18 protein-coding genes are annotated in these 17881 nt (G+C 75.8%); 10 read left to right on the forward strand and 8 right to left on the reverse strand.

Annotated features, from left to right (window positions below; all coding sequences use genetic code 11):
* Positions 1-4: 4 nt before the first annotated feature.
* From HUT16_RS36230 to HUT16_RS36240, 3 genes are all read right to left on the reverse strand, one after another.
* The gene (locus HUT16_RS36230) at positions 5-511 is read right to left on the reverse strand and encodes a GNAT family N-acetyltransferase (RefSeq protein WP_176192235.1); all 507 of its coding nucleotides are present in this window, start codon (positions 509-511) and stop codon (positions 5-7) included.
* A 175-nt stretch (positions 512-686) separates the two neighbouring features.
* Positions 687-1460, reverse strand: a complete 774-nt coding sequence (locus tag HUT16_RS36235; RefSeq protein ID WP_176192236.1) for a hypothetical protein — start codon at positions 1458-1460, stop codon at positions 687-689.
* 587 nt (positions 1461-2047) lie between these two features.
* The gene (locus HUT16_RS36240; RefSeq protein ID WP_254898425.1) at positions 2048-3457 is read right to left on the reverse strand and encodes a DUF2252 domain-containing protein; all 1410 of its coding nucleotides are present in this window, start codon (positions 3455-3457) and stop codon (positions 2048-2050) included.
* Positions 3458-3681: 224 nt separating this feature from the next.
* Here HUT16_RS36240 and HUT16_RS36245 point away from each other — a divergent pair, with 224 nt between their 5' ends.
* Together HUT16_RS36245 and HUT16_RS36250 are read left to right on the forward strand one after the other, a co-directional pair.
* On the forward strand, positions 3682-4083 hold the full coding sequence (locus HUT16_RS36245) for a pyridoxamine 5'-phosphate oxidase family protein (RefSeq protein WP_176192238.1): 402 nt from the start codon (positions 3682-3684) through the stop codon (positions 4081-4083).
* Positions 4084-4467: 384 nt separating this feature from the next.
* Positions 4468-4983, forward strand: coding sequence for a transcriptional regulator (locus HUT16_RS36250; protein ID WP_254898171.1), 516 nt, complete (start codon positions 4468-4470; stop codon positions 4981-4983).
* 64 nt (positions 4984-5047) lie between these two features.
* On the opposite strand, the gene HUT16_RS36255 is transcribed toward HUT16_RS36250, so the two are convergent.
* On the reverse strand, positions 5048-5773 hold the full coding sequence (locus tag HUT16_RS36255) for a MerR family transcriptional regulator (RefSeq protein WP_176192239.1): 726 nt from the start codon (positions 5771-5773) through the stop codon (positions 5048-5050).
* A 62-nt stretch (positions 5774-5835) separates the two neighbouring features.
* Here HUT16_RS36255 and HUT16_RS36260 point away from each other — a divergent pair, with 62 nt between their 5' ends.
* Positions 5836-6297: a DUF6194 family protein gene (locus tag HUT16_RS36260; protein WP_176192240.1), complete on the forward strand. Its 462-nt coding sequence runs from the start codon at positions 5836-5838 to the stop codon at positions 6295-6297.
* A 29-nt stretch (positions 6298-6326) separates the two neighbouring features.
* Here the strand turns inward: HUT16_RS36260 and HUT16_RS36265 are convergent, their stop codons facing one another.
* Entirely contained in the window at positions 6327-7103 is a 777-nt protein-coding gene (locus HUT16_RS36265; RefSeq protein ID WP_176192241.1) for a methyltransferase domain-containing protein, read from the reverse strand.
* 149 nt (positions 7104-7252) lie between these two features.
* Entirely contained in the window at positions 7253-8866 is a 1614-nt protein-coding gene (locus tag HUT16_RS36270) for an ADP-ribosyltransferase domain-containing protein (protein WP_176192242.1), read from the reverse strand.
* 168 nt (positions 8867-9034) lie between these two features.
* Here HUT16_RS36270 and HUT16_RS36275 point away from each other — a divergent pair, with 168 nt between their 5' ends.
* The 4 genes from HUT16_RS36275 to HUT16_RS36290 all read left to right on the forward strand — a co-directional run bounded on the left by HUT16_RS36275 (position 9035) and on the right by HUT16_RS36290 (position 13592).
* The gene (locus HUT16_RS36275; protein WP_176192243.1) at positions 9035-9718 is read left to right on the forward strand and encodes a macro domain-containing protein; all 684 of its coding nucleotides are present in this window, start codon (positions 9035-9037) and stop codon (positions 9716-9718) included.
* A 148-nt stretch (positions 9719-9866) separates the two neighbouring features.
* Positions 9867-10499 (forward strand): hypothetical protein, encoded by a 633-nt coding sequence (locus HUT16_RS36280; protein ID WP_176192244.1) that lies wholly within the window; start codon positions 9867-9869, stop codon positions 10497-10499.
* A 296-nt stretch (positions 10500-10795) separates the two neighbouring features.
* Positions 10796-12337, forward strand: a complete 1542-nt coding sequence (locus HUT16_RS36285; protein WP_176192245.1) for an alkaline phosphatase — start codon at positions 10796-10798, stop codon at positions 12335-12337.
* Positions 12330-13592, forward strand: a complete 1263-nt coding sequence (locus HUT16_RS36290) for a hypothetical protein (RefSeq protein ID WP_176192246.1) — start codon at positions 12330-12332, stop codon at positions 13590-13592. The genes HUT16_RS36285 and HUT16_RS36290 overlap by 8 nt, the downstream gene beginning before the upstream one ends.
* 66 nt (positions 13593-13658) lie before the next feature.
* On the opposite strand, the gene HUT16_RS36295 is transcribed toward HUT16_RS36290, so the two are convergent.
* Positions 13659-14132, reverse strand: coding sequence for a MarR family winged helix-turn-helix transcriptional regulator (locus tag HUT16_RS36295; protein ID WP_176192247.1), 474 nt, complete (start codon positions 14130-14132; stop codon positions 13659-13661).
* A gap of 127 nt (positions 14133-14259) precedes the next feature.
* Between HUT16_RS36295 and HUT16_RS36300 the strand changes: the two genes are divergently transcribed.
* Complete coding sequence (locus tag HUT16_RS36300) at positions 14260-15378, forward strand: epoxide hydrolase family protein (protein WP_176192248.1); 1119 nt, start codon at positions 14260-14262, stop codon at positions 15376-15378.
* A 72-nt stretch (positions 15379-15450) separates the two neighbouring features.
* On the opposite strand, the gene HUT16_RS36305 is transcribed toward HUT16_RS36300, so the two are convergent.
* Complete coding sequence (locus HUT16_RS36305) at positions 15451-15975, reverse strand: 2'-5' RNA ligase family protein (RefSeq protein WP_176192249.1); 525 nt, start codon at positions 15973-15975, stop codon at positions 15451-15453.
* Between the two features lie 62 nt (positions 15976-16037).
* On the opposite strand from HUT16_RS36305, the gene HUT16_RS39925 reads away from it, so the two are divergent.
* On the forward strand, positions 16038-16664 hold the full coding sequence (locus HUT16_RS39925; protein ID WP_217712136.1) for a DUF2809 domain-containing protein: 627 nt from the start codon (positions 16038-16040) through the stop codon (positions 16662-16664).
* An 83-nt stretch (positions 16665-16747) separates the two neighbouring features.
* The gene (locus tag HUT16_RS36315) at positions 16748-17845 is read left to right on the forward strand and encodes a chemotaxis protein (protein WP_176192250.1); all 1098 of its coding nucleotides are present in this window, start codon (positions 16748-16750) and stop codon (positions 17843-17845) included.
* Positions 17846-17881: the final 36 nt, after the last annotated feature.

The raw sequence follows: 17881 nt of genomic DNA on the forward strand, positions 1-17881 counted from the left end.
AGCCCTACAGGGGTCGGCTCATCACCAGGCGCGGCCACCGGTCCAGGCCGTGGGCCGCCTCGCGGGCGCGGACCTCGCGCAGGCCGGGGCCGAGGGTGTCGTCCGGCACCGGGTGGAAGCCGCAGCGGGCGTAGTACGGGGCGTTCCACGGGACGTCGGCGAAGGTGGTGAGGGTCAGCGCCGACACCCCCTCGGCCCGGGCCCGGGTGGCGAGGTGCTCCAGCAGGGCCCGTCCGATGCCCCGGCGGGCGTGCGCCGGGTGCACCGAGACCTGCTCGACGTGCAGCGCGCCGTCGATCCGCTCGGCGATCAGGTAGGCGACCGGCCGGTCGGCGCCGTCCACCGCCACCCAGGCCAGCCCGGCGGCCAGGAACGGCGCCAGCTCCGCGGCGGAGAACGGCTCGTCGTCCGCGATCTCGGGCATCCCGACCTCGCGGAAACCGGCTCCCGCCGCCCGCTCGATCTCCTGCAGCAGCGGCACTTCCCCGGCCCGGACCTCACGTATGCGCATCACCCCATTGTGCGCGACCGCGACCGCGGCCGTGATCACCCGGGTGCGGCCGGTCGCGGTCCGCAGCCCCCGGCCCGCGTCTCCCGGCCCGCGTCCCCCGCGCCCGGAGCTCCGCGCCCGGAGCCCCGGTGGTGCGGTACCCGGGCGCGGGGGTTCTCCGCGGCGGCGGGTCGGGTCAGCTCTCGTCGCCGCTGCGGACGCGCTCCAGGACCTTGGGCGGCAGGTTCTCGTCGACGCCGGTGCCCACCACGACGATCATGTAGTCGTCGTCCGCCCACAGGCAGGTGATGTCCTTGCGGGCCCGGGTCCGCTTGCTATCGTCCGGGTCGTAGGAGTCGCAGTACATCGTCCCGCCGAGGCCGGACTCGACGACGTGCGGGGCGTCGCTGTCGCCGGAGGAGTCGACCAGCACCGCCATCTTGGCCCGGAACTCCGGGCTGGACTTGCCGATGACCACGCTCCAGCGCTCCTTGCGGTCGTCGCCGTTGATCGGTTCGTCCGCCTCGGCCTCCGGCACCGAGCCGTACACGGCGCCCTGCACGTCCCGCACGCCCATTTTGGTCATGCTGGAGCTCATGTCCTTCCAGTCCGGGAAGTCGCCGTTCGCCGAACTGGCCCGCATCTTCTCGCCCTCGACCGAGCGGGGCAGGGTCGGGACGGAGTCGCCGCCGAACAGGGTGCTCCCCAGCAGGATCAGGCCGCTCACCACCACGACCGCGCCCACGCCCAGGGCGATCCGCTTGCGCTTGGCCAGCACGGCCGGGTCGACCGGCGCCCCGGTGGGCGGCAGGCCCGGGTAGGCGCCCGGATAGGTGCCCGAGTGGGCGGGCGCGCCCGGCGGTGCCGTCGGCGGGGCGGGCGGCGCGGGCGGCAGGCCCGGAGCCGCGGCCTGGTAGGGCGCCGCGGTCGGTGGGGCGGGCGGTGCCGGCGGCGCGGCGGGGAGGATCACCGGGGCCGCTTGGGCCGCCGCGCCCACTGCCGGGGCGTCGACGGGCGCGCTCTCCGGGCCTTCGCGAGCACCGGCGCGGGCGCCTTCGCGAGGGCGGGCGCGACCCCGTCCACCACGGTGCCCCGCCCACCGCGCCGCTGCCGTCCGCCGCGCTGCCGCTGTCCGCCGCGCCGCTGCCGTCCGCCGCGCTGCCGCCGGGGCGCAGCGAGCGGGCCAGCACCGAGTTGAAGCCGAGCACCTCGTCGACGGCCCCGGTGAGCACGGTGCGGGCCGCGGCGTCCTGCGGCGCGGCCTCCACGGCCGCCAGCGCCTGCTGCCAGCGCGGCAGGCGCTGCAGTTCGTGGCGCACCCGGGCCACCGCCTCCGCGTCCAGACCCGCCGCGGCGGCCCCGTCCGGCCGTACCAGCGCGTCCACCACGACGTCGGCCGACACGGCCCCGTCCCCCGAAACCATCGTCAATCTCCTGTCCGAGCCAGCTACTTCGGCCACCAATGTGGCAGCACCCGGTCATCCACCGCGACGCCGCACGGGAATGGAGACGGAACCGCAACCGGAGCGGTTGCGGTCCGGGTACCCGGGCCCGGGCTCAGGCGTTCGGTGCGGGCTCCGCCGCCAGGCGGCCGGTGCGGATCGCCGCCAGCAGCGCCGTGTGGTCGGCCTCCGACTGGTCGGCGTAGGCGACCGCGAACCGGGCGACCGCCTCGTCCAGCCGCTCGTCCTTGCCGCAGTACCCGGCGACCAGCGCCGCGTCCGCCGTGTGGGCGTGCGCGCGGGCCAGCAGCGCGCCGGTCAGGCGGCCGTAGTCGTCGAGCTGGGCGGGAGTCAGCGCGGCCGGGTCGACACTGCCCTTGCGGTTGCGGAACTGCCGCACCTGGTACGGCAGTCCGGCGACGCTGGTCCACCCCATCAGCGGGTCCGACACCACCTGCATGCGCTTCTGCCCCAGCACCACCCGGCGCCCCTCGTGCCCGCCCCCGTCCGGCACCGGGAACCCGGCCCGCACCAGGTGCGGCAGCAGCACCGACTCCCGGGCCTCCTTCACCTGGAGCACCAGCGGCCCGCCCCGCCGGTCGGTCAGCAGCACCACGTACGAACGGGTGCCGACACTGCCGGTGCCCACCACCCGGAACGCCACGTCCTGCACCCGGAACCGGGCCAGCAGCGGGTGCAGCTCCGCCGGGACGGTGTGCCGGTAGGACGCCAACGATCCCGCCACCATCTCGGCCTGACGGTCCGTCACCTCGCTGAGGATCGGCGGCGCCGCGACGAACCGCCAACCCCCGTCCTCGGTGCGGACGGTGGAGCGCGCCGCGAACTTCGCCCCGGTGTTGCGCAGCGCCTTCGCCGAGACCGCCGCCAGCAGCTCGCTCAGCTCGTGCGCGCCCGCGAACTCCACCAACTGGTGCTCCGCGATGGCGTCCCAGGCGTTCCAGGCGTCCAGCGCGGGCAGCTTCGCCAGCTGCCGCACCGTCCGCCGGTACGTCGCCGCCGCGTCGAACGCCGCCTGCCGACAGGCGACTTCGTCCGCGCCGGCCTGCCGTCCGGCCAGCACCAGGCTGGCCGCCAGCCGCTTCAGGTCCCACTCCCACGGGCCGGAGACGGTCTCGTCGAAGTCGTTCAGGTCCAGCGCCAGCCGGCCCCTGGCGTCCCCGTACAGGCCGAAGTTGGCCGCGTGCGCGTCCCCGCACAGCTGCGCCGCGACACCGCTCACCGGGGTGGTCGCCAGGTCGTGCGCCATCAGGCCCGCCGAGCCGCGCAGGAACGCGAACGGCGAGGCCGCCATCCGGCCCGCCCGCAGCGGCACCAGGTGCGGCAGCCGCCCGGTGTTCGCCGACTCCACCGCCGCGACCACCTCCGGGCGGGACGCCGAGAGCACCAGCCGCCCGTGCGACTCCAGCGGCACCCGCTCGCGCAGCAGCTTCCCGCGCCGCTTCGGCCCGTCCGCGAGCGCGACCCCCTCCAGCTCCAGCAGCGCCGCCGACGGGCGGGCCGGCACCGCGGAGGCGTCCCCCGCGAACCCGTCGACCGCGAACTCCCGCGACAGCCAACGGGGTTCCGCCCCCTCGACCGCGCCGGGACCCTCCGCCCACGCCTCCAGCACCGACACCGCGACTCCCCTCCGAACCCGGCGGGGGCCGCCCCCACCAGCGGCGACGCTACCGCTCCCGGCGGACGGCGCCGCGCCCGGGTCCGCCCGGCGGCCCGATTAGCATGCGGACCATGGCACACGACATCCGCAACCTCGACCCGGCTTACCTCGCCTTCTGGCGCGAGTACCAGCTGTGCACCCTCACCACGCTGCGCCCCGACGGCACCCCGCACGTCGTCCCGGTCGGCGCGACCTTCGACCCCGACACCGGCATCGCGCGGGTGATCAGCGACGGGGGGAGCCGCAAGGTCCGCAACGTGCTCGCCGCGGGCGAGGCCGGGCAGCGGGTCGCGCTCTGCCAGGTCGACCGGGCCCGCTGGGCCACCCTGGAGGGCCGGGCCGTGATCCGGCGGGACGCGGACTCCGTCGCCGACGCCGAACGCCGCTACGCCGAGCGCTACCGGCAGCCCCGGGAGAACCCCACGCGGGTGGTGATCGAGATCGCCGTCGACCGGGCCCTCGGCCGGGCCTGACGGGGCGCCGGGAGGACCGGCGGGCCGACGGCGCCGGAAGGGGCGGCAGGCCGGAAGGGGCGGGAAGGTGCGGGCGCTCCAGCGCGACGCGTGGATCCCGCTGCTGCCGTTCGGCCTGGTCACCCTGGGCGCAGTCCCGGTCGGCCGACTCACCTACCGGCAGGAGAGCGTCCCCTGCCCCGGCGGCCCGCTCGGCCCCGACGACGCCTGCACGCTGACCCACCAGGGCTCACCCGCCTACTGGACGGCCGGCCTGCTCGTCGCGTACGCCGCCACCGCCCTCTGGTGCCTGCGCCGCTCCCGCCGCCGCGGCGTCGGCACCCCCGTGCGCCCGTACGTGCTGGCCGGGACGGCTGCCGTCGCCGCCCTCGCCGCCACCACCTGGTGGGGCAACGGCGCGGGGCCCTGGTCCGCCGCCACCCGGCACGGCATCCCCGCCCTGTACCTGCTCACCGGCGCCCTGCTGTTCGGCCTCGCCACCCGCCGCGCCCGCCCGCAGGCCGCCGGACGACCCCCGCGGACACCTCCGCCGAGAGCTCCGGGAGCCCAGGGAGCCCAGGGAGCTCCGGGAGCCCCGACGAGGCCGGGCAGCACCCCACCAAGGCCCTCGACGACACCGTCCACCAGCGCGTCCGCCTCAGCATCCTCACCGTCGTCCACCAGGCCCGCCGCGCCGAGTTCGGCTTCCTGCGCACCGCCCTCGACCTGACCGCCGGGAACCTCGGCCAGCACCTCACCGTCCTGGAGAAGGCCGGCCTGGTCGCCGTCGAGAAGGGCTACGAGGGCCGCCGCCCCCGCACCTGGATCACCCTCACCCCGGCCGACGAACACGCCCTGCGCGAGGAGGTCGCCCAGCTCAAACGCCTGATCCGGCAGATCGAGGCCGCCGACGGCACCTGATGCCCCGCCCGGACGCCGTGGTCCTCGCGCTCTCCTGCCGCTGCGGACCGGCCCGGTCCTCGGCTCAGCCCCCGGAGCGGGTGCGGGCCAGCAGCGTGCCGAGGGCGGCGGCGCCCTCCAGCAGGGCCAGCGAGCGGGCGGTCAGGTGCTCGTCCCGGGCCGCCAGCGCCGCCGTGACGTCCGCCGGGCCGCGGGCGCCGCGCAGGTCGGGCAGCAGGGCGCGCAGGGGTGCGATCCGGTGCCCGGCCAGGCGCAGTTGGTGGACGATCCGGGCGTCGCGGACCTGGGCCGGGGTGTAGCGCCGGGTGCCCCGCACCGGGTCGCGGTCGGGGACGACCAGGCCCTCCGCGTCCCAGTGCCGCAGCGCGGAGGGGAGCACGCCCAGGGCGGCGGCCAGCTCGGAGACGCCCATCGCGTCCGCGGCGCGCACCTCGCCGATCGGCTCCTCGGCGATCGCCCCGGCGGCCTCCCGGGCCAGCCGCAGCCGGGCCCGCTCCGCGTCCAGGCGGGCGTGCGCCGCGTCCAGCAGGGCCAGTGCCCGGGCGAGCGGCGGGCGGTGGAAGGCCCGGACGATCCGCTTGGCCTCGACCGGGCCCGCGCCCGCGGCCAGCGCCCGGTAGGCCAGCGCGGAGTGCAGGTGCAGCTCCGTGTAGACCCGGTACCCGGCCGCGGTGCGGTCGGCGGGCGGCAGCACCCCGTCCCGCTCCAGGTTGCGGACCTGCTGCACCGAGCACCCGGCGCGCCGCGCCACGTCCACCGTCCGCAGCACCGCCGAGTTGAGGCTTTGCACCCCGATCCCCGCCTTCCGACCGCCGAAGTCTCCACCTGCACGTGAATGCCACGCTAGAGCACATGACCATGGAAGAGATCATCGACTTCACGGCCGGCCTCGACGGCGTCCTGACCCTGCGCCCCGCCCCCGGCGACGGCACCCCGGAGATCAGCTGGGGCGACGCCTTCTTCTACTACGCGCCCGACGGCACCCTCCCGAGGGCCGGCCAGCCGTTCGCGACGGTCGTCACCAAGGACTACCCCGACGACGCGACCTCCCGCCTGGACCGGCCGGGCGCCTACCGGGTCAACATCGCCGCCGGGAAAGCGGAGACCGCCCGCCGAACCGCCCAGTACCCCGATCGCGGCCCGGCCGCCGAACCCGACGACACCGTGATCCCCCACCCCGTCCACGCCGCCGCCGGCTGGCTGGCCGTGGTGAACCCGACCGAGCGCACCGCCGCGGACGTCCGCGCCCTGCTGCGCGCCGCCCACCGGTCGGCCCGCACCCGCTACGAACGGCGGGCCCGGCCGGGGGAGTGACGCCCTCGCCCTCCCCCGGGGAGCGGGGCTCAGGCCCGGGCCGTGACCACGTGGAAGGTGACGGTGGCCAGGAAGTGGCCGGTCGCCAGGTGGGTCAGCCAGCGGTCGGCGTCCTCGGCCGTGAAGTAGCCCGCCGCCACCGCCCGGTGGGTGACCCGCTGCAGGCCCAGCACCCGGTCGGCGGCCGACACCTCGCGGAACACCGGGGTGAGCGGCCGCACCTCCACCACGTCCAGCCCGGCCTCGGCGGCCAGCCGCGGCAGCTGGCTGCCGATCCGGGCGTTGCGCACCGCCTGGTCGGTGACGTACCGGGTGTACGCGGCGGTCAGCGCGGCGTCCGGGTGGTCGACGGTCAGCGTCCCCCAGTCCGGCTCGCCCAGCACCAGCAGCCCGCCCGGCCGCAGCACCCGGCGGGCCTCGCGCAGCGCCAGCGCCGGATCGGCCACGTGTTGCAGCACCCGGTCCGTCCGGGCCCGGTCGCAACTCCCGTCCGCCAGCGGCAGCTCGTGCAGGTCGCCCAGCCGGACGTCGACCTGCAGCAGGTGCCCGGTCCGCTCGGCGGCGGCGTCCACCGCCTCCCGGTCGTGGTCCACGCCCAGCACGGTGCCCCCCGGGCCGGTCGCCTCGGCCAGCGCCGGCAGGTCGGTGCCCGGCCCGCAGCCCAGGTCGACCAGGGTCTGCCCGGGCTCGACCGCCAGCGCCGCCAGCATCACCGATTTGTACTCCCGGCCGAGTTCGGAGACGGCCAGCCGGTCCAGGTAGGCGATCGGATCGGGCGGCACGGACTCGAACACACGGGAGGTCATGACGGGCAGTCAATCAAACCCGGCCCCGTCAGGGAAGATCCCTCCGCGGACCGGGGGCACGGCAAGGGGCGTACGCCGGGCCGGGGGGCGCACCTCCCCGACCCGGCCGGACCGCCGGACGCCCCGCGCCGCGGCCGGGCGCCCCCGCCTCAGGACACCAGCGGCCCGTCCGCCGACTCGGTGAGCGTCACCGTGCACAGCCCGCCGCGCTCCGCGACCACGTCCGTCACCGTCAACTGGGTGCCCGGCAGCAGGATGTACTCCTCCTCCTCGGTGAACGCCGAGAACTGCCGGATCCCCACCGCCCGGGCCGGGCGCACCTCGAACAGGGTGCGCTTGCCCCGGCCGCCCAGGAACGACCGGGCCACCGCCGGGCGCGAGGTGCACGAGGACACGCCCCACCAGGTCACCGTCCGCCCCAGCGGGTACTGCGCCCGCAGGTCCAGCGCCACGCCGCGCCACAGCGGCTCCGGGCGCACCGGCAGCCGGCCCACCGCGTCGAACAGCAGCCGCAGGTACGGCAGGTACGGCGTCAGCCGGGCCCGGTCCGGGTGTCGCAGCGCCGCGTTCAGCTCCCGGTAGAACGCCGACTCGCAGGTGTACAGGTGCAGCGCCGCCACCGCGTCCGCGTCCAGCGCCCCGGCGGTCGCGTCCGCGTGCCGCTTGCCGAACTCGTGCGCCGAGCCGACGTGCCGCTCCAGCCCGCGCAGCAGCGCCGCCACCGGCTCCACCGCCTCCCGGAAGCCCAGCCGCTCCAGGTCGAACACGCCCGTGATGTCGGGCAGTTCGAGACCCTCGTCCTTCACCGAGGCGAGCCGCTCCAGGTACAGCTGGTGCAGCTCCATGGTGGACGCGATGAACGCCCCCATCCGCGAGGCGGTGCCCGCGTCGGTACGGCCCTCGGCCGCCGCCGCGGCCTGCCAGCCCGCGCTGGGCAGCCAGTCCACCGGGTCCGCGCCGAGGCCCTCCAGCGCCGCGTTCACCTGCCCGAAGTGCTCGCCGTCGCAGAAGACGTCGCCCTGCGCCGCCGGGTTCGGGTGGTCGATGTGCCGCACCTGCACGTCCGGGTACCGCCGGGCGATCCGCTCCACCGACTGCTTCAGCGACCGCGCGTGTGTCCCCCACCAGGCGAACACCACCCCGCGGTCCTCCTCGGGGCCCTCCTGCTTGGCCCGCAGGATCTCCTCCACGATCTTCGTCGCCACCGGCTTCCAGAACCTGGTGTGCACCGCGGGGGAGGTCGAACCGTCACTGCTCGCCGTCAGCGCCGCGTTCAGCAGCAGCACGCCCTGGGTCAGCATCGCCTGGAACCACTCCGGCGGCTGCACGGTGCCGTGCTGCGCCAGCAGCGCCCGCAGGTCGGCGATCGGCGTCTTCTTCGGGATGCCGTACTTCCACATCGCCGCCGCCTTGATGATGCAGCGGATGCTCACCACCCGGCCGAACTGGCTGTCCTGCCAGTTCTGGAAGGTGTTGTCGAACATCGCGATGCCGGTCGCGCTCTCCGGCCGCGGGTACGGGTTCTGCCCGAACACCACCACCTTCCACTTGCCCGGCGGGTTCGGCTTCAGCGCCTGGAACGTCAACTCCCGCACCGGCACCACGTCCTGAGGACGGTTCGGCCCGATGAACGAGGCCGCATCCGGGTGCAGCTCGATCAACCGCTTCAGCGCCGGGAGCCACTCCTCGCCGCCGCCCTTGAACAGCTCGGCGAGCCCCAGCGGGTCGTTCGGGGCGGCGGCGGGCGGGGTGGACTCGGCCATGGCGGTACTCCAACGGTGGAAGGGGCAACGGTGGAAGGGGCAACGGGCGGTGCGATCGGAAGATCACGGTAAGCCCTGCCGCCGACAGTGCGCGGACCCGGTCCTGTCGGTGCCGACCGATAGGGTCGGAACCGACAACGAGCCCCCGGCCGAACGGAGTTCGCCCGCATGACCGTCAAGCACGCCCCGAAGCCGCTGCGCGTGGTGCTGACCGACCTCAACACCGACGTGGTGGGCGCCTGGCGCACCGCGTTCGCCGGCACCCCGGGCGTGGAGATCCGCACCGGCTCGATCCTCGACGTGGACGTCGACGCCTGGGTCACGCCCACCAACTCCCGCGGCCTGATGAACGGCGGGCTGGACGCGGTGATCAAGCGGCACCTCGGCGCGGGCATCCAACTGCGCGTCCAGCGCGCCATCCGCGACGGCCACGGCGGTGAACTGAAGGTCGGCGGCGCGGTCTGCGTGCCCTCCGGCGCGGCCGTGCCCCGCTTCCTGATCTCCACCCCCACCATGCGCACCTCCGCGCAGGACGTCAGCCAGACGCTGAACGTCGCGCTCGCCTGCGCCGCCGCCTTCCAGGCCGTCCACCGGCAGAACGCCGCCACCCCCGGCAGCATCGCCTCCGTCGCCCTGGTCGGCCTCGGCGCCCAGACCGGCCAGGTCCCCGCGCAGGTCTGCGCCAACCTGATGTGGACCGGCCACTCCCTGTTCGAGGACCACGAGTTCACCGACGAGGACGACCTGCGCGCCACCGTCACCAGCCAGCTCGACGACCTGCTCGCCGCCCCCGTCGACCGCCCGCATCGCCTCGCCGTCCCCGCCACCGCCCGAGGCACCCGCCGCCGCTGACCCCCGCCCGCGCGGGCGCCGCCCCGCGCAGCCGGGCCCCGCCCGAACGCCCGCCCGGCCGCGCGCTCGCCCCCGTCCGCCCCCCGCCCGAAGGTTGGAACCCGCCGCGGGCGGAAATCCTCAGCCGGGGGGGAGTCAGGGGGCGGGCATGAGCATGTGGCAGACCGTGGGCCTGGTGACCATCCCGGTGCTGGCCGGGTGGTCCGCGGTGCGGATCTTCGCACGGGACGGCGCCCGCGGGCTGGACTACCTCTCCGCGCTGTTCTGGTCGGGCGTCGCGGTCGGGCTGGGCCTCGGCGACGGCCCCGGCTGGCTGCTGGCGGCGGGCTGCCTCACCTTCGCGGCCACCCTGCTGGCGCACCTGCTGGTGGTCGCCACCCGCAGGCTGAACAAACCCCTGGTCACCGTCGACCCCGACGCCTTCCGCGCCCGCCTGCTGGAGGTCTGCACCGCGGACGGCTCCCCGGAGGCCCTGCTGACCGGCGTCGGCCCCGACGGCACCATCACCGTCTGGGGCCTGGAGGCGGTCGGCATCGGCCGCGAGCGCCACCGCCCCGGCGGGTCCTGCGCCAGCTGCCTGCTGGAGGAGGTCGTCACCGAACTCGCCGTCAACGGCGAGGAGACGGTCGAGCGGTACCGCGCCCGGCTGCGCCGCCGCGCCAACCAGCTGTTCCTGCTGCGCCGCGGCGTCATCTCCGGCGACTGGACGGCCGAACTGCGCCCCGTCCAGGGCTTCAAGACCCCGTTCGAGTACGCCCCCTGCCCGGTGCACCGGCTCTGACCGCCGGCCCACCCCGCCGTCGGCCCGTCCTGCCGTCGGCCCGTCCTGCCGTCGGCCCGTCCTGCCGTCGGCCCGTCCTGCCGTCGGCCCGTCCTGCCGTCGGCCCGTCCTGCCGTCGGCCCGTCCTGCCGTCGGCCCGTCCTGCCGTCGGCCCGTCCCGCCGTCGGCCGGCCCCGCCGTCAGCCCGTCCCGTCGGCGGCCTCGTTGACGCGCGTCAACTCATGACGCTGCCACGTCACTCGGCGGCCTCCGCGGCAGGGGCCGGAGTTCACCCGGGTCCGCGAGCATGACCGGCCATGAGCAACCTCAGTCGCCGCATCTTCCTCCTCGGCGGGCTCACCACCGCGGGCGCCGCCGCGCTCCAACTCGGGGCGACGGCACAGTCGTCGGCCGCCGCAGCCACCCCCTTCCCCTTCACGCTGGGCGTCGCCTCCGGAGACCCGGACGACACCAGCGTGGTGCTCTGGACCCGCCTCGCCCCCACCCCGACCAACGCGGACGGCCAGGGCGGCATGCCCAACGCCGACGTCGCCGTCGACTGGCAGGTCTCCACCGACCAGAACTTCGCCACCGTCGTCAGCTCCGGCACGGTCACCGCCCGCTACGCGCAGGCCCACTCGGTGCACGCGCTGGCGGGCGGCCTCGCCCCGGACGCGGAGTACTACTACCGGTTCCGGGCCCAGGGCTTCATCTCCCCGGTCGGCCGGACCCGCACCGCCCCGGCGCCGGGCACGCTCGGGCGGGCCTTCACGATGGCCTTCGCCTCGTGCGCCCACTACGAGAGCGGCTACTACACCGCCTACCGCCGGATGGCCGACGACCGCCCCGACCTGATCCTGCACCTGGGCGACTACATCTACGAGGGCGGCGCCACCACCACCGGCGTGCGCCAGCACCTCGGCAGCGAGATCGTCTCGCTGGCCGACTACCGCCGCCGCTACGCGCTCTACCGCACCGACCCGGACCTGCAGGCCGCGCACGCCGCCGCGCCGTGGCTGGTGGTGCCGGACGACCACGAGGTGGAGAACAACTACGCCAACATGGTCCGCGCCGACAGCAGCCCCGTGCTGACCGCCGCCCAGTGGACCGCGCGGCGCACCGCCGCCTACCAGGCGTACTTCGAGAACATGCCGCTGCGCGCCGCCGCCACCCCCTCCGGCAACAGCATCCAGCTCTACCGCCGGGTCCGCTGGGGCACCCTCGCCACCTTCCACATGCTCGACACCCGCCAGTTCCGCGACGACCAGGCCTGCGGCGACGGGACGAAGGTCTGCGCCGACGCCGACCTGGCGTCCCGCTCGATCACCGGTGCGACCCAGGAGGCGTGGCTGCTCGACGGGCTCGGCCAGCACCTGAGCACCTGGGACCTGATCGGCCAGCAGGTCTTCTTCGCCCGCAACGTGAACGCGTCCGGCGCGATGAACATGGACGCCTGGGACGGGTACCGGGCCAGTCGGGCGCGCATCCAGCAGGGCATCGTCGACCGGGCCGTGCGCAACCCGGTCGTCCTCACCGGCGACGTGCACGCCTCCTGGGGCAACGACCTCAAGGCCGACTACGCGAACCCGTCGTCGGCGACGATCGGCTCCGAGCTGGTCTGCACCTCCATCACCAGCGGCGGCGACGGCAGCGCCACCACGGCGATCCCCAACGGCTCGCTCAACCCGCACCTGCGCTTCTACTCCAACCGGCGCGGCTACGTCCGCACCCGGATCGCGCCCACGCAGATCACCGCCGACTTCCGGTCGGTGGCGGCGGTGACCGAGCACGGCGCGGCGGCGACCACCGCCAAGACCTTCCTCATCCACGACGGACAGCCGGGGTTGGCCGATGCGTAAGCTCTCCGTACTCGGCGCGGCCGTCGCCGGTCTCGCCGCGGTCCTCGCCCTGGTCGCCCCCGCCTCGGCGGCCGGGCCCACCTCCTGGGTGACCGCGAACAGCGCCGCCACCGGCGACCAGGACACCCCCGCCGTCGCGGCCGACCGCCTCGGCGACACCGCGGTGGTCTGGGAGGACGACCGCGACACGACCGACCCGGACGACGACGCGCACAGCGACGTGTGGGTGCGGGTCTTCCACAACGGCGCCCCCGGCTACGAGCAGAAGCTCTCGGCGGGCGGGACGGCGGGCACCGCCTGGCGCCACCTCCAGCCCGACGTGGGCCTCGACGACCGGGGCGACGCCGTCGTGGTCTGGGCGGAGGACCCGGACGGCAACGGGCTCTACAACATCGTCTACCGGGTGCTCTCCCCGACCGGCGCGGTGCTCGGCTCCGGCCGGGTCAACGCGAACGCCGACGGCCAGCAGATCCACCCGCGCGTCGCGGTCGACCCGGACGGCGCGCCGGGCAGCGCCACCGCGGTCGCGTTCTCGGTGGTCTGGGAGGACGTCCAGGGCACCGCCGCGGCCACCGTGAAGGCGGCCGGGTTCACCGGGACCACCACCAAGGCGTACGAGGTGACGGTCAACGCGACCGGCGGCGCCCACCACAACCCCGACGTGGCGACCTCCGCCTCGGGCGACGCCGTCGTCGTCTGGGACGAGGACACCGACGGCAACGGCTACTACCAGATCGGCCTGGTCAAGCTGGCCAAGGCCAACGGGGCCGTCACGCTCAGCCGCCGCAGCGCCAACAGCGTCGCCGCCGGGCAGCAGCAGCGCCCGGCGGTGGCCGCCGACTTCAACGGCGACTTCGTGGTGGCCTGGGAGTCCGACCACACCGGCACCCGCGGGGTCTGGGCCCGCTCCTTCACCGCGGCCGGCACCCCCGGCCCGGCCGAGACCGAGGTCTCCGGCGGCAGCGGGGCGGGCAACCCGAGCGTCGGCATCGACGACCAGCGCGAGGCCGTGGTCGGCTGGAGCGTCGCGGGCGCCGACCCGGCGGTCTGGGCGCGCGGCCTCAACCCCGACGGCACCTCCACCGGCCGGCTGTCGGCCCGGTCCGTCAGCCAGGACACCACCGGCCGGCAGGAGCAGCTCGCGGTGGCCTCCTCCCCGTTCGGCGCGCTCACGATGGCGTACACCGACGACCACGACGGCAACGGCTTCGACCAGGTCCTGCTGGCGCTGGGCGCGACCGCCTCGGACTGGTGACGGCAGCGGTCCGACCGTCCGCCGGGGCCCCCTTCGAGGGGCCCCGGCGGCGTTCCCGGCGCCGGTTCAGGCGGGCTCGCCCCCGTGCGCGGGCCGGTGGCGGGCGTTCAGCAGGGCCAGCAGGCGGACGAGTTCGCCCTGCTGGGCGGGGGTGAGCGGGGCGAGCAGGTCCTGCTGGGCGGCGGAGACCAGGGCGTCCAGGCGGTGCAGGCGGGCGCGGCCGGCGGGGGTGAGGGTGATGACGTTGCGGCGGCGGTCGACCGGGTCGGGGTCGCGGACCAGGAAACCGGCGTCGGCGAGCTCGTTCAGGACGGCGACCATGTCGCTGCGGTAGACGCCGGTGCGGCGGCTCAGCTCGGCCTGGCTGGCGGGGCCGGTCTCGTCGAGCGCGACCAGCACCGCGAAGTGCCACTTGCGGGCGCCCTCGGCGGCCAGCCGCTCGCCCACCAGCCGGTCGGCCGCGGCGGCGGCCCCGGCCAGCAGTCGGCTGGGGACGGTGCGCAGCCGCTCGGGCGTGGCGTCCTCGGGTGCGGGGCTCATGGTCGGGTCCTCCCACTGTTGCGTTAGTGCCACTAACAGTCTAACTTCATTAGTGCGACGAACGTTTATCGCACTAACGGTCTCCAGGGGCCGTGCCGCCCATCCCGCGCACCCGAGGTGACACCCCATGATCGAGCCCTTCCGCGTCCACGTCCCGCAGGCCGACCTCGACGACCTCGCCGACCGCCTCGCCCGCACCCGCTGGCCCGACGAGATCGACGGCGCCGGCTGGGACTACGGCTTCCCGCTGGCCCGCCTCCAGCAGCTCGCCGACCACTGGCGCACCCGCTACGACTGGCGCGCCCACGAGGCCCGGCTCAACGAACTCCCGCACTTCACCACCGAGATCGACGGCCAGCGGATCCACTTCCTGCACCTGCGGGCCGACGACCCCGACGCCCTCCCGCTGGTCCTCACCCACGGCTGGCCCGGCTCGTTCCTCGAGTTCCTGGACGTCCTCGAACCGCTGCGCCGCGACTTCCACCTGGTCGTCCCGTCCATCCCCGGCTTCGGCTTCTCCGGCCCCACCCGCGAACGCGGCTGGGACGTCGCCCGGGTCGCCCGCGCCTGGGCCGAACTGATGGACCGCCTCGGCTACCGGCGCTACGGCGCCCACGGCGGCGACTTCGGCGCGGGCATCTCCACCGCCCTCGCCGCGCACGCCCCCGACCGGGTGGTCGGCGTCCACGTCACCTACCTGCCGCTGCCCCCCGACCCGGACGCCGGGACGCTCTCCGCCGCCGACGAGGCCCGGCTCGACACGGTCCGCGCGCTCCAGGCGAACCGGCCGCCCTACCAGTCCCTCCAGGCCGCCGCCCCGCAGACGCTCGGCTACGCCCTCACCGACTCCCCGGTCGGCCAACTCGCCTGGATCGCCGAGCGCTTCGCGCACTGGACCGACCCGGCCGCCCCCGTCGACGACGACCGCCTGCTCACCGACGTCAGCCTGTACTGGCTGACCGCCACCGCCGCCTCCTCCGCCCGCCTCACCCGGGAGACCCCGCGCGGCGCCACCCCCTGCCCCGCCCCGCTCGGCGTCGCGGTCTTCGCGCACGACATCACCCTGGCCGTCCGCCCGCTGGTCGAACGCCGCTACCGGGTCGCGCACTGGTCGGAGTTCGACCGGGGCGGGCACTTCGCCGCGATGGAGGTGCCCGCCCTGCTCGCCGGGGACGTCCGGGAGTTCTTCACCGCCCTCCCGGCGCCCGCCCGCCCCGGGCCGACCGCGACCGGTGCGGCTCGCTGAGCTGAGCCGCTGTGGGGCCGAGTCCGGTCGCCGGTCCGGGTGCCCGTGCTTCGAGGGCGAATGGACGGACCGTCAGATACCGAGCGGGTCGGTCAGCTGGCTCTCGGTGTCGAAGGAGCGCGCCGCGTCGAAGGCCCCCGCCAGGTCCGGGTGGCGGCCCAGCAGCCGGTGCGCCAGCGCCAGGCCGTCCGGCTCCACCCGGCGGGTCAGGCCCAGGTGTGGCATCCAACGGCCGGGCAGGTAGAGCGGGTTGGGCTCCGGCGCGTCCGCCAGCAACCGCCACACCTCCCGGTGCAGCTCGATCAGCGCCGGACCCGGCACCACGCCCCAGGCCAGCACCCGGCGGCGGCTGCGCGCCCCGAACGACAGCAGGCCCGACAGCCGCACCTCCAACGGCAGCACCCCGGCCAGGAGTTCACCCACCGCCGCGAGCCGGTCCGGGGCGATCGCGCCGCACACCGCCAGGGTCAGGTGCGGGCGGTGCCCCGGGTGCGGGTTGTCCGCGAGCGAGTCCACCCCGCCGTCGGCCAGCTGCCGCCACACCGTCCGCACCGCCCGGTCGGACGCCGGGTCACAGGTCAACTCGATGGTCCGCATGCCCCCACCGTAGGACCGGCCCCGCCGCCGCCCGCGCCCGCCCCGTGTGATGGGCTGTGCGGATGCGCACCACCGACGACCGGCGTCCGCCGCGCCGCACCGGCCCCCGCGAGGAGCGCCGTCCCCGTGAAGAGCGCCGTCCCGGCGAAGAGCGCCGCTCCCGCGAGGAGCGCCGTCCCCGCCCGTCGGGGGAAGTGAGGGACCGTCCGGCGGCCCCGCCGGCCGGGCGCCCGGGGGAGTGGTCGGCCAGGGCCGGATGGCTGGCCGGTGCGGTGGCGGTGCTGCTGCTCGGACTGACCGCGCCCGCGCTGGTGCCCGTCGGCGCCGCGACCCTGCTCGGCGGGGCGCTGTACACCGCGCTGCTGCACACCCTGCTGATGGCCGCCGCGCCCCGGCTCGGCCCGTGGACCGCCGCCGGTGCCGCGCTCGCCGCCAGCTGGGCGGTGGAGCTGTTCCAGCTCACCGGCCTGCCCGCCGAGCTCGGCCGGCACAGCCGACTCGCCCGCCTCGTCCTGGGCACCACCTTCGACCCGTCCGACCTGCCCGGCTACGCCCTCGGCGCGGCGGCCCTGCTCGCCGTCCACCACGTCGCCCGCTATGCCGTCCGGCACGCGGCCCGCCGCGCCGCCCGCCGACGCCGCGCCCGGCGGTTCGGTGTCGCGCCGTTCGACGCCCCGGAGGTCAAATAGGTACATTTGGGACATTCGGGAGCAGCACTCAGGCTTCGCGTGTCCACGAACAGAAGGCCGAGCCGCCTTCGGAAAGGGACTCCATGCACCCCGCCCTCAGCCCCGCCGTCCTCGCCGAACTGCGCCGGCCCCGCCCCTATCCGGCGGTGTCCATCCTGATGCCCACGCACCGCCGCGAGCCGGACAACGCGCAGGACCCGGTCCGCCTGCGCAACCTGGTGGCCGAGGCGAAGGAGCGGGTCCAGGCCGACCCCGAGGTCTCCCGCGCGGACCGGATCGACGTCCTGGAGCAGCTCGACAAGGCGCTCGCCGAGGTCGACCTGGTGCACGCCGAGGACGGCCTGGCGATCCTCGTCGCGCCCGGCGAGCACCAGGTCTGGTCACTCGGCCGCACCGCCCCCGCCCGGGTGGTCGTGGCCGACACCTTCCTCACCCGCAACCTGGTCTCCTCGCAGATCGCCGAACGCCCCTACTGGGTGCTCGCGGTCGCCGCCGACCGGGTGGTCCTGTGGGGCGGCAACCAGGAGCGCGTCACCGAGGAGAACGTCCACGGCTTCCCGCTGGTGCGGGTCTACGACAACCCCGACCCCGAGCGCCAGGAGCGGATCGGCGACACCCCCAGCACCTTCCGGGACGAGGAGACCAAGACCTTCCTGCGGCAGGCCGACACCGCGGTCGGCAAGGTGCTCGCCGCCGACCCCCGCCCGCTGTACGTGGTGGGCGACGCCCCCGCGCTCGCCCTGCTGGACGCCGTCGGCCCGATCGCCAAGGCCACCACCTCGCAGATCCCGCACGGCGGCCTCGCCCAGGCCACCGCCGAGGTCGTCCGCCAGGTGGTCGAACCCGCCGTCCGCGGGCACGCCGACCAGGAGATCACCGACGCGCTCGCCCGCCTCGACAAGGCGCGCGGCCGCCAGGCCTTCGCCGCCGGGCTCGACGAGGTCTGGCAGACCGCGGCCGAGGGCCGGATCGCCCTGCTGGTGGTCGAGGAGAACTTCCGCACCACCGTCCGCGACGACGGCGACCACCTCGTCCCCGCCGAGGAGGGCCAGCCCGGCGCCCGCGAGGACGTCGTCGACGAGGTCATCGAGCGCGCCCTCGACACCGGCGCCACCGTCAGCTTCGTCCCCGACGGCACCCTCTCCGACGCCGGCCGGATCGCCGCGGACCTGCGCTACTGACCCGCGCTACTGACCCGCGCCACCGACCCGTGCACC

Origin of the sequence: Kitasatospora sp. NA04385, assembly GCF_013364235.1 — a bacterium.
GTDB lineage: Bacteria > Actinomycetota > Actinomycetes > Streptomycetales > Streptomycetaceae > Kitasatospora.

Excerpts from the sequence above, each read along its gene's own strand:
- HUT16_RS36230 (WP_176192235.1), bottom strand. The coding sequence starts at position 511 with ATGCGCATACGTGAGGTCCGGGCCGGGGAAGTGCCGCTGCTGCAGGAG.
- HUT16_RS36245 (WP_176192238.1), top strand. The coding sequence starts at position 3,682 with ATGGCACACGACATCCGCAACCTCGACCCGGCTTACCTCGCCTTCTGG.
- HUT16_RS36260 (WP_176192240.1), top strand. The coding sequence starts at position 5,836 with ATGACCATGGAAGAGATCATCGACTTCACGGCCGGCCTCGACGGCGTC.
- HUT16_RS36265 (WP_176192241.1), bottom strand. The coding sequence starts at position 7,103 with ATGACCTCCCGTGTGTTCGAGTCCGTGCCGCCCGATCCGATCGCCTAC.
- HUT16_RS36270 (WP_176192242.1), bottom strand. The coding sequence starts at position 8,866 with ATGGCCGAGTCCACCCCGCCCGCCGCCGCCCCGAACGACCCGCTGGGG.
- HUT16_RS36275 (WP_176192243.1), top strand. The coding sequence starts at position 9,035 with ATGACCGTCAAGCACGCCCCGAAGCCGCTGCGCGTGGTGCTGACCGAC.
- HUT16_RS36280 (WP_176192244.1), top strand. The coding sequence starts at position 9,867 with ATGAGCATGTGGCAGACCGTGGGCCTGGTGACCATCCCGGTGCTGGCC.
- HUT16_RS36285 (WP_176192245.1), top strand. The coding sequence starts at position 10,796 with ATGAGCAACCTCAGTCGCCGCATCTTCCTCCTCGGCGGGCTCACCACC.
- HUT16_RS36290 (WP_176192246.1), top strand. The coding sequence starts at position 12,330 with ATGCGTAAGCTCTCCGTACTCGGCGCGGCCGTCGCCGGTCTCGCCGCG.
- HUT16_RS36295 (WP_176192247.1), bottom strand. The coding sequence starts at position 14,132 with ATGAGCCCCGCACCCGAGGACGCCACGCCCGAGCGGCTGCGCACCGTC.
- HUT16_RS36300 (WP_176192248.1), top strand. The coding sequence starts at position 14,260 with ATGATCGAGCCCTTCCGCGTCCACGTCCCGCAGGCCGACCTCGACGAC.
- HUT16_RS36305 (WP_176192249.1), bottom strand. The coding sequence starts at position 15,975 with ATGCGGACCATCGAGTTGACCTGTGACCCGGCGTCCGACCGGGCGGTG.
- HUT16_RS39925 (WP_217712136.1), top strand. The coding sequence starts at position 16,038 with ATGCGCACCACCGACGACCGGCGTCCGCCGCGCCGCACCGGCCCCCGC.
- HUT16_RS36315 (WP_176192250.1), top strand. The coding sequence starts at position 16,748 with ATGCACCCCGCCCTCAGCCCCGCCGTCCTCGCCGAACTGCGCCGGCCC.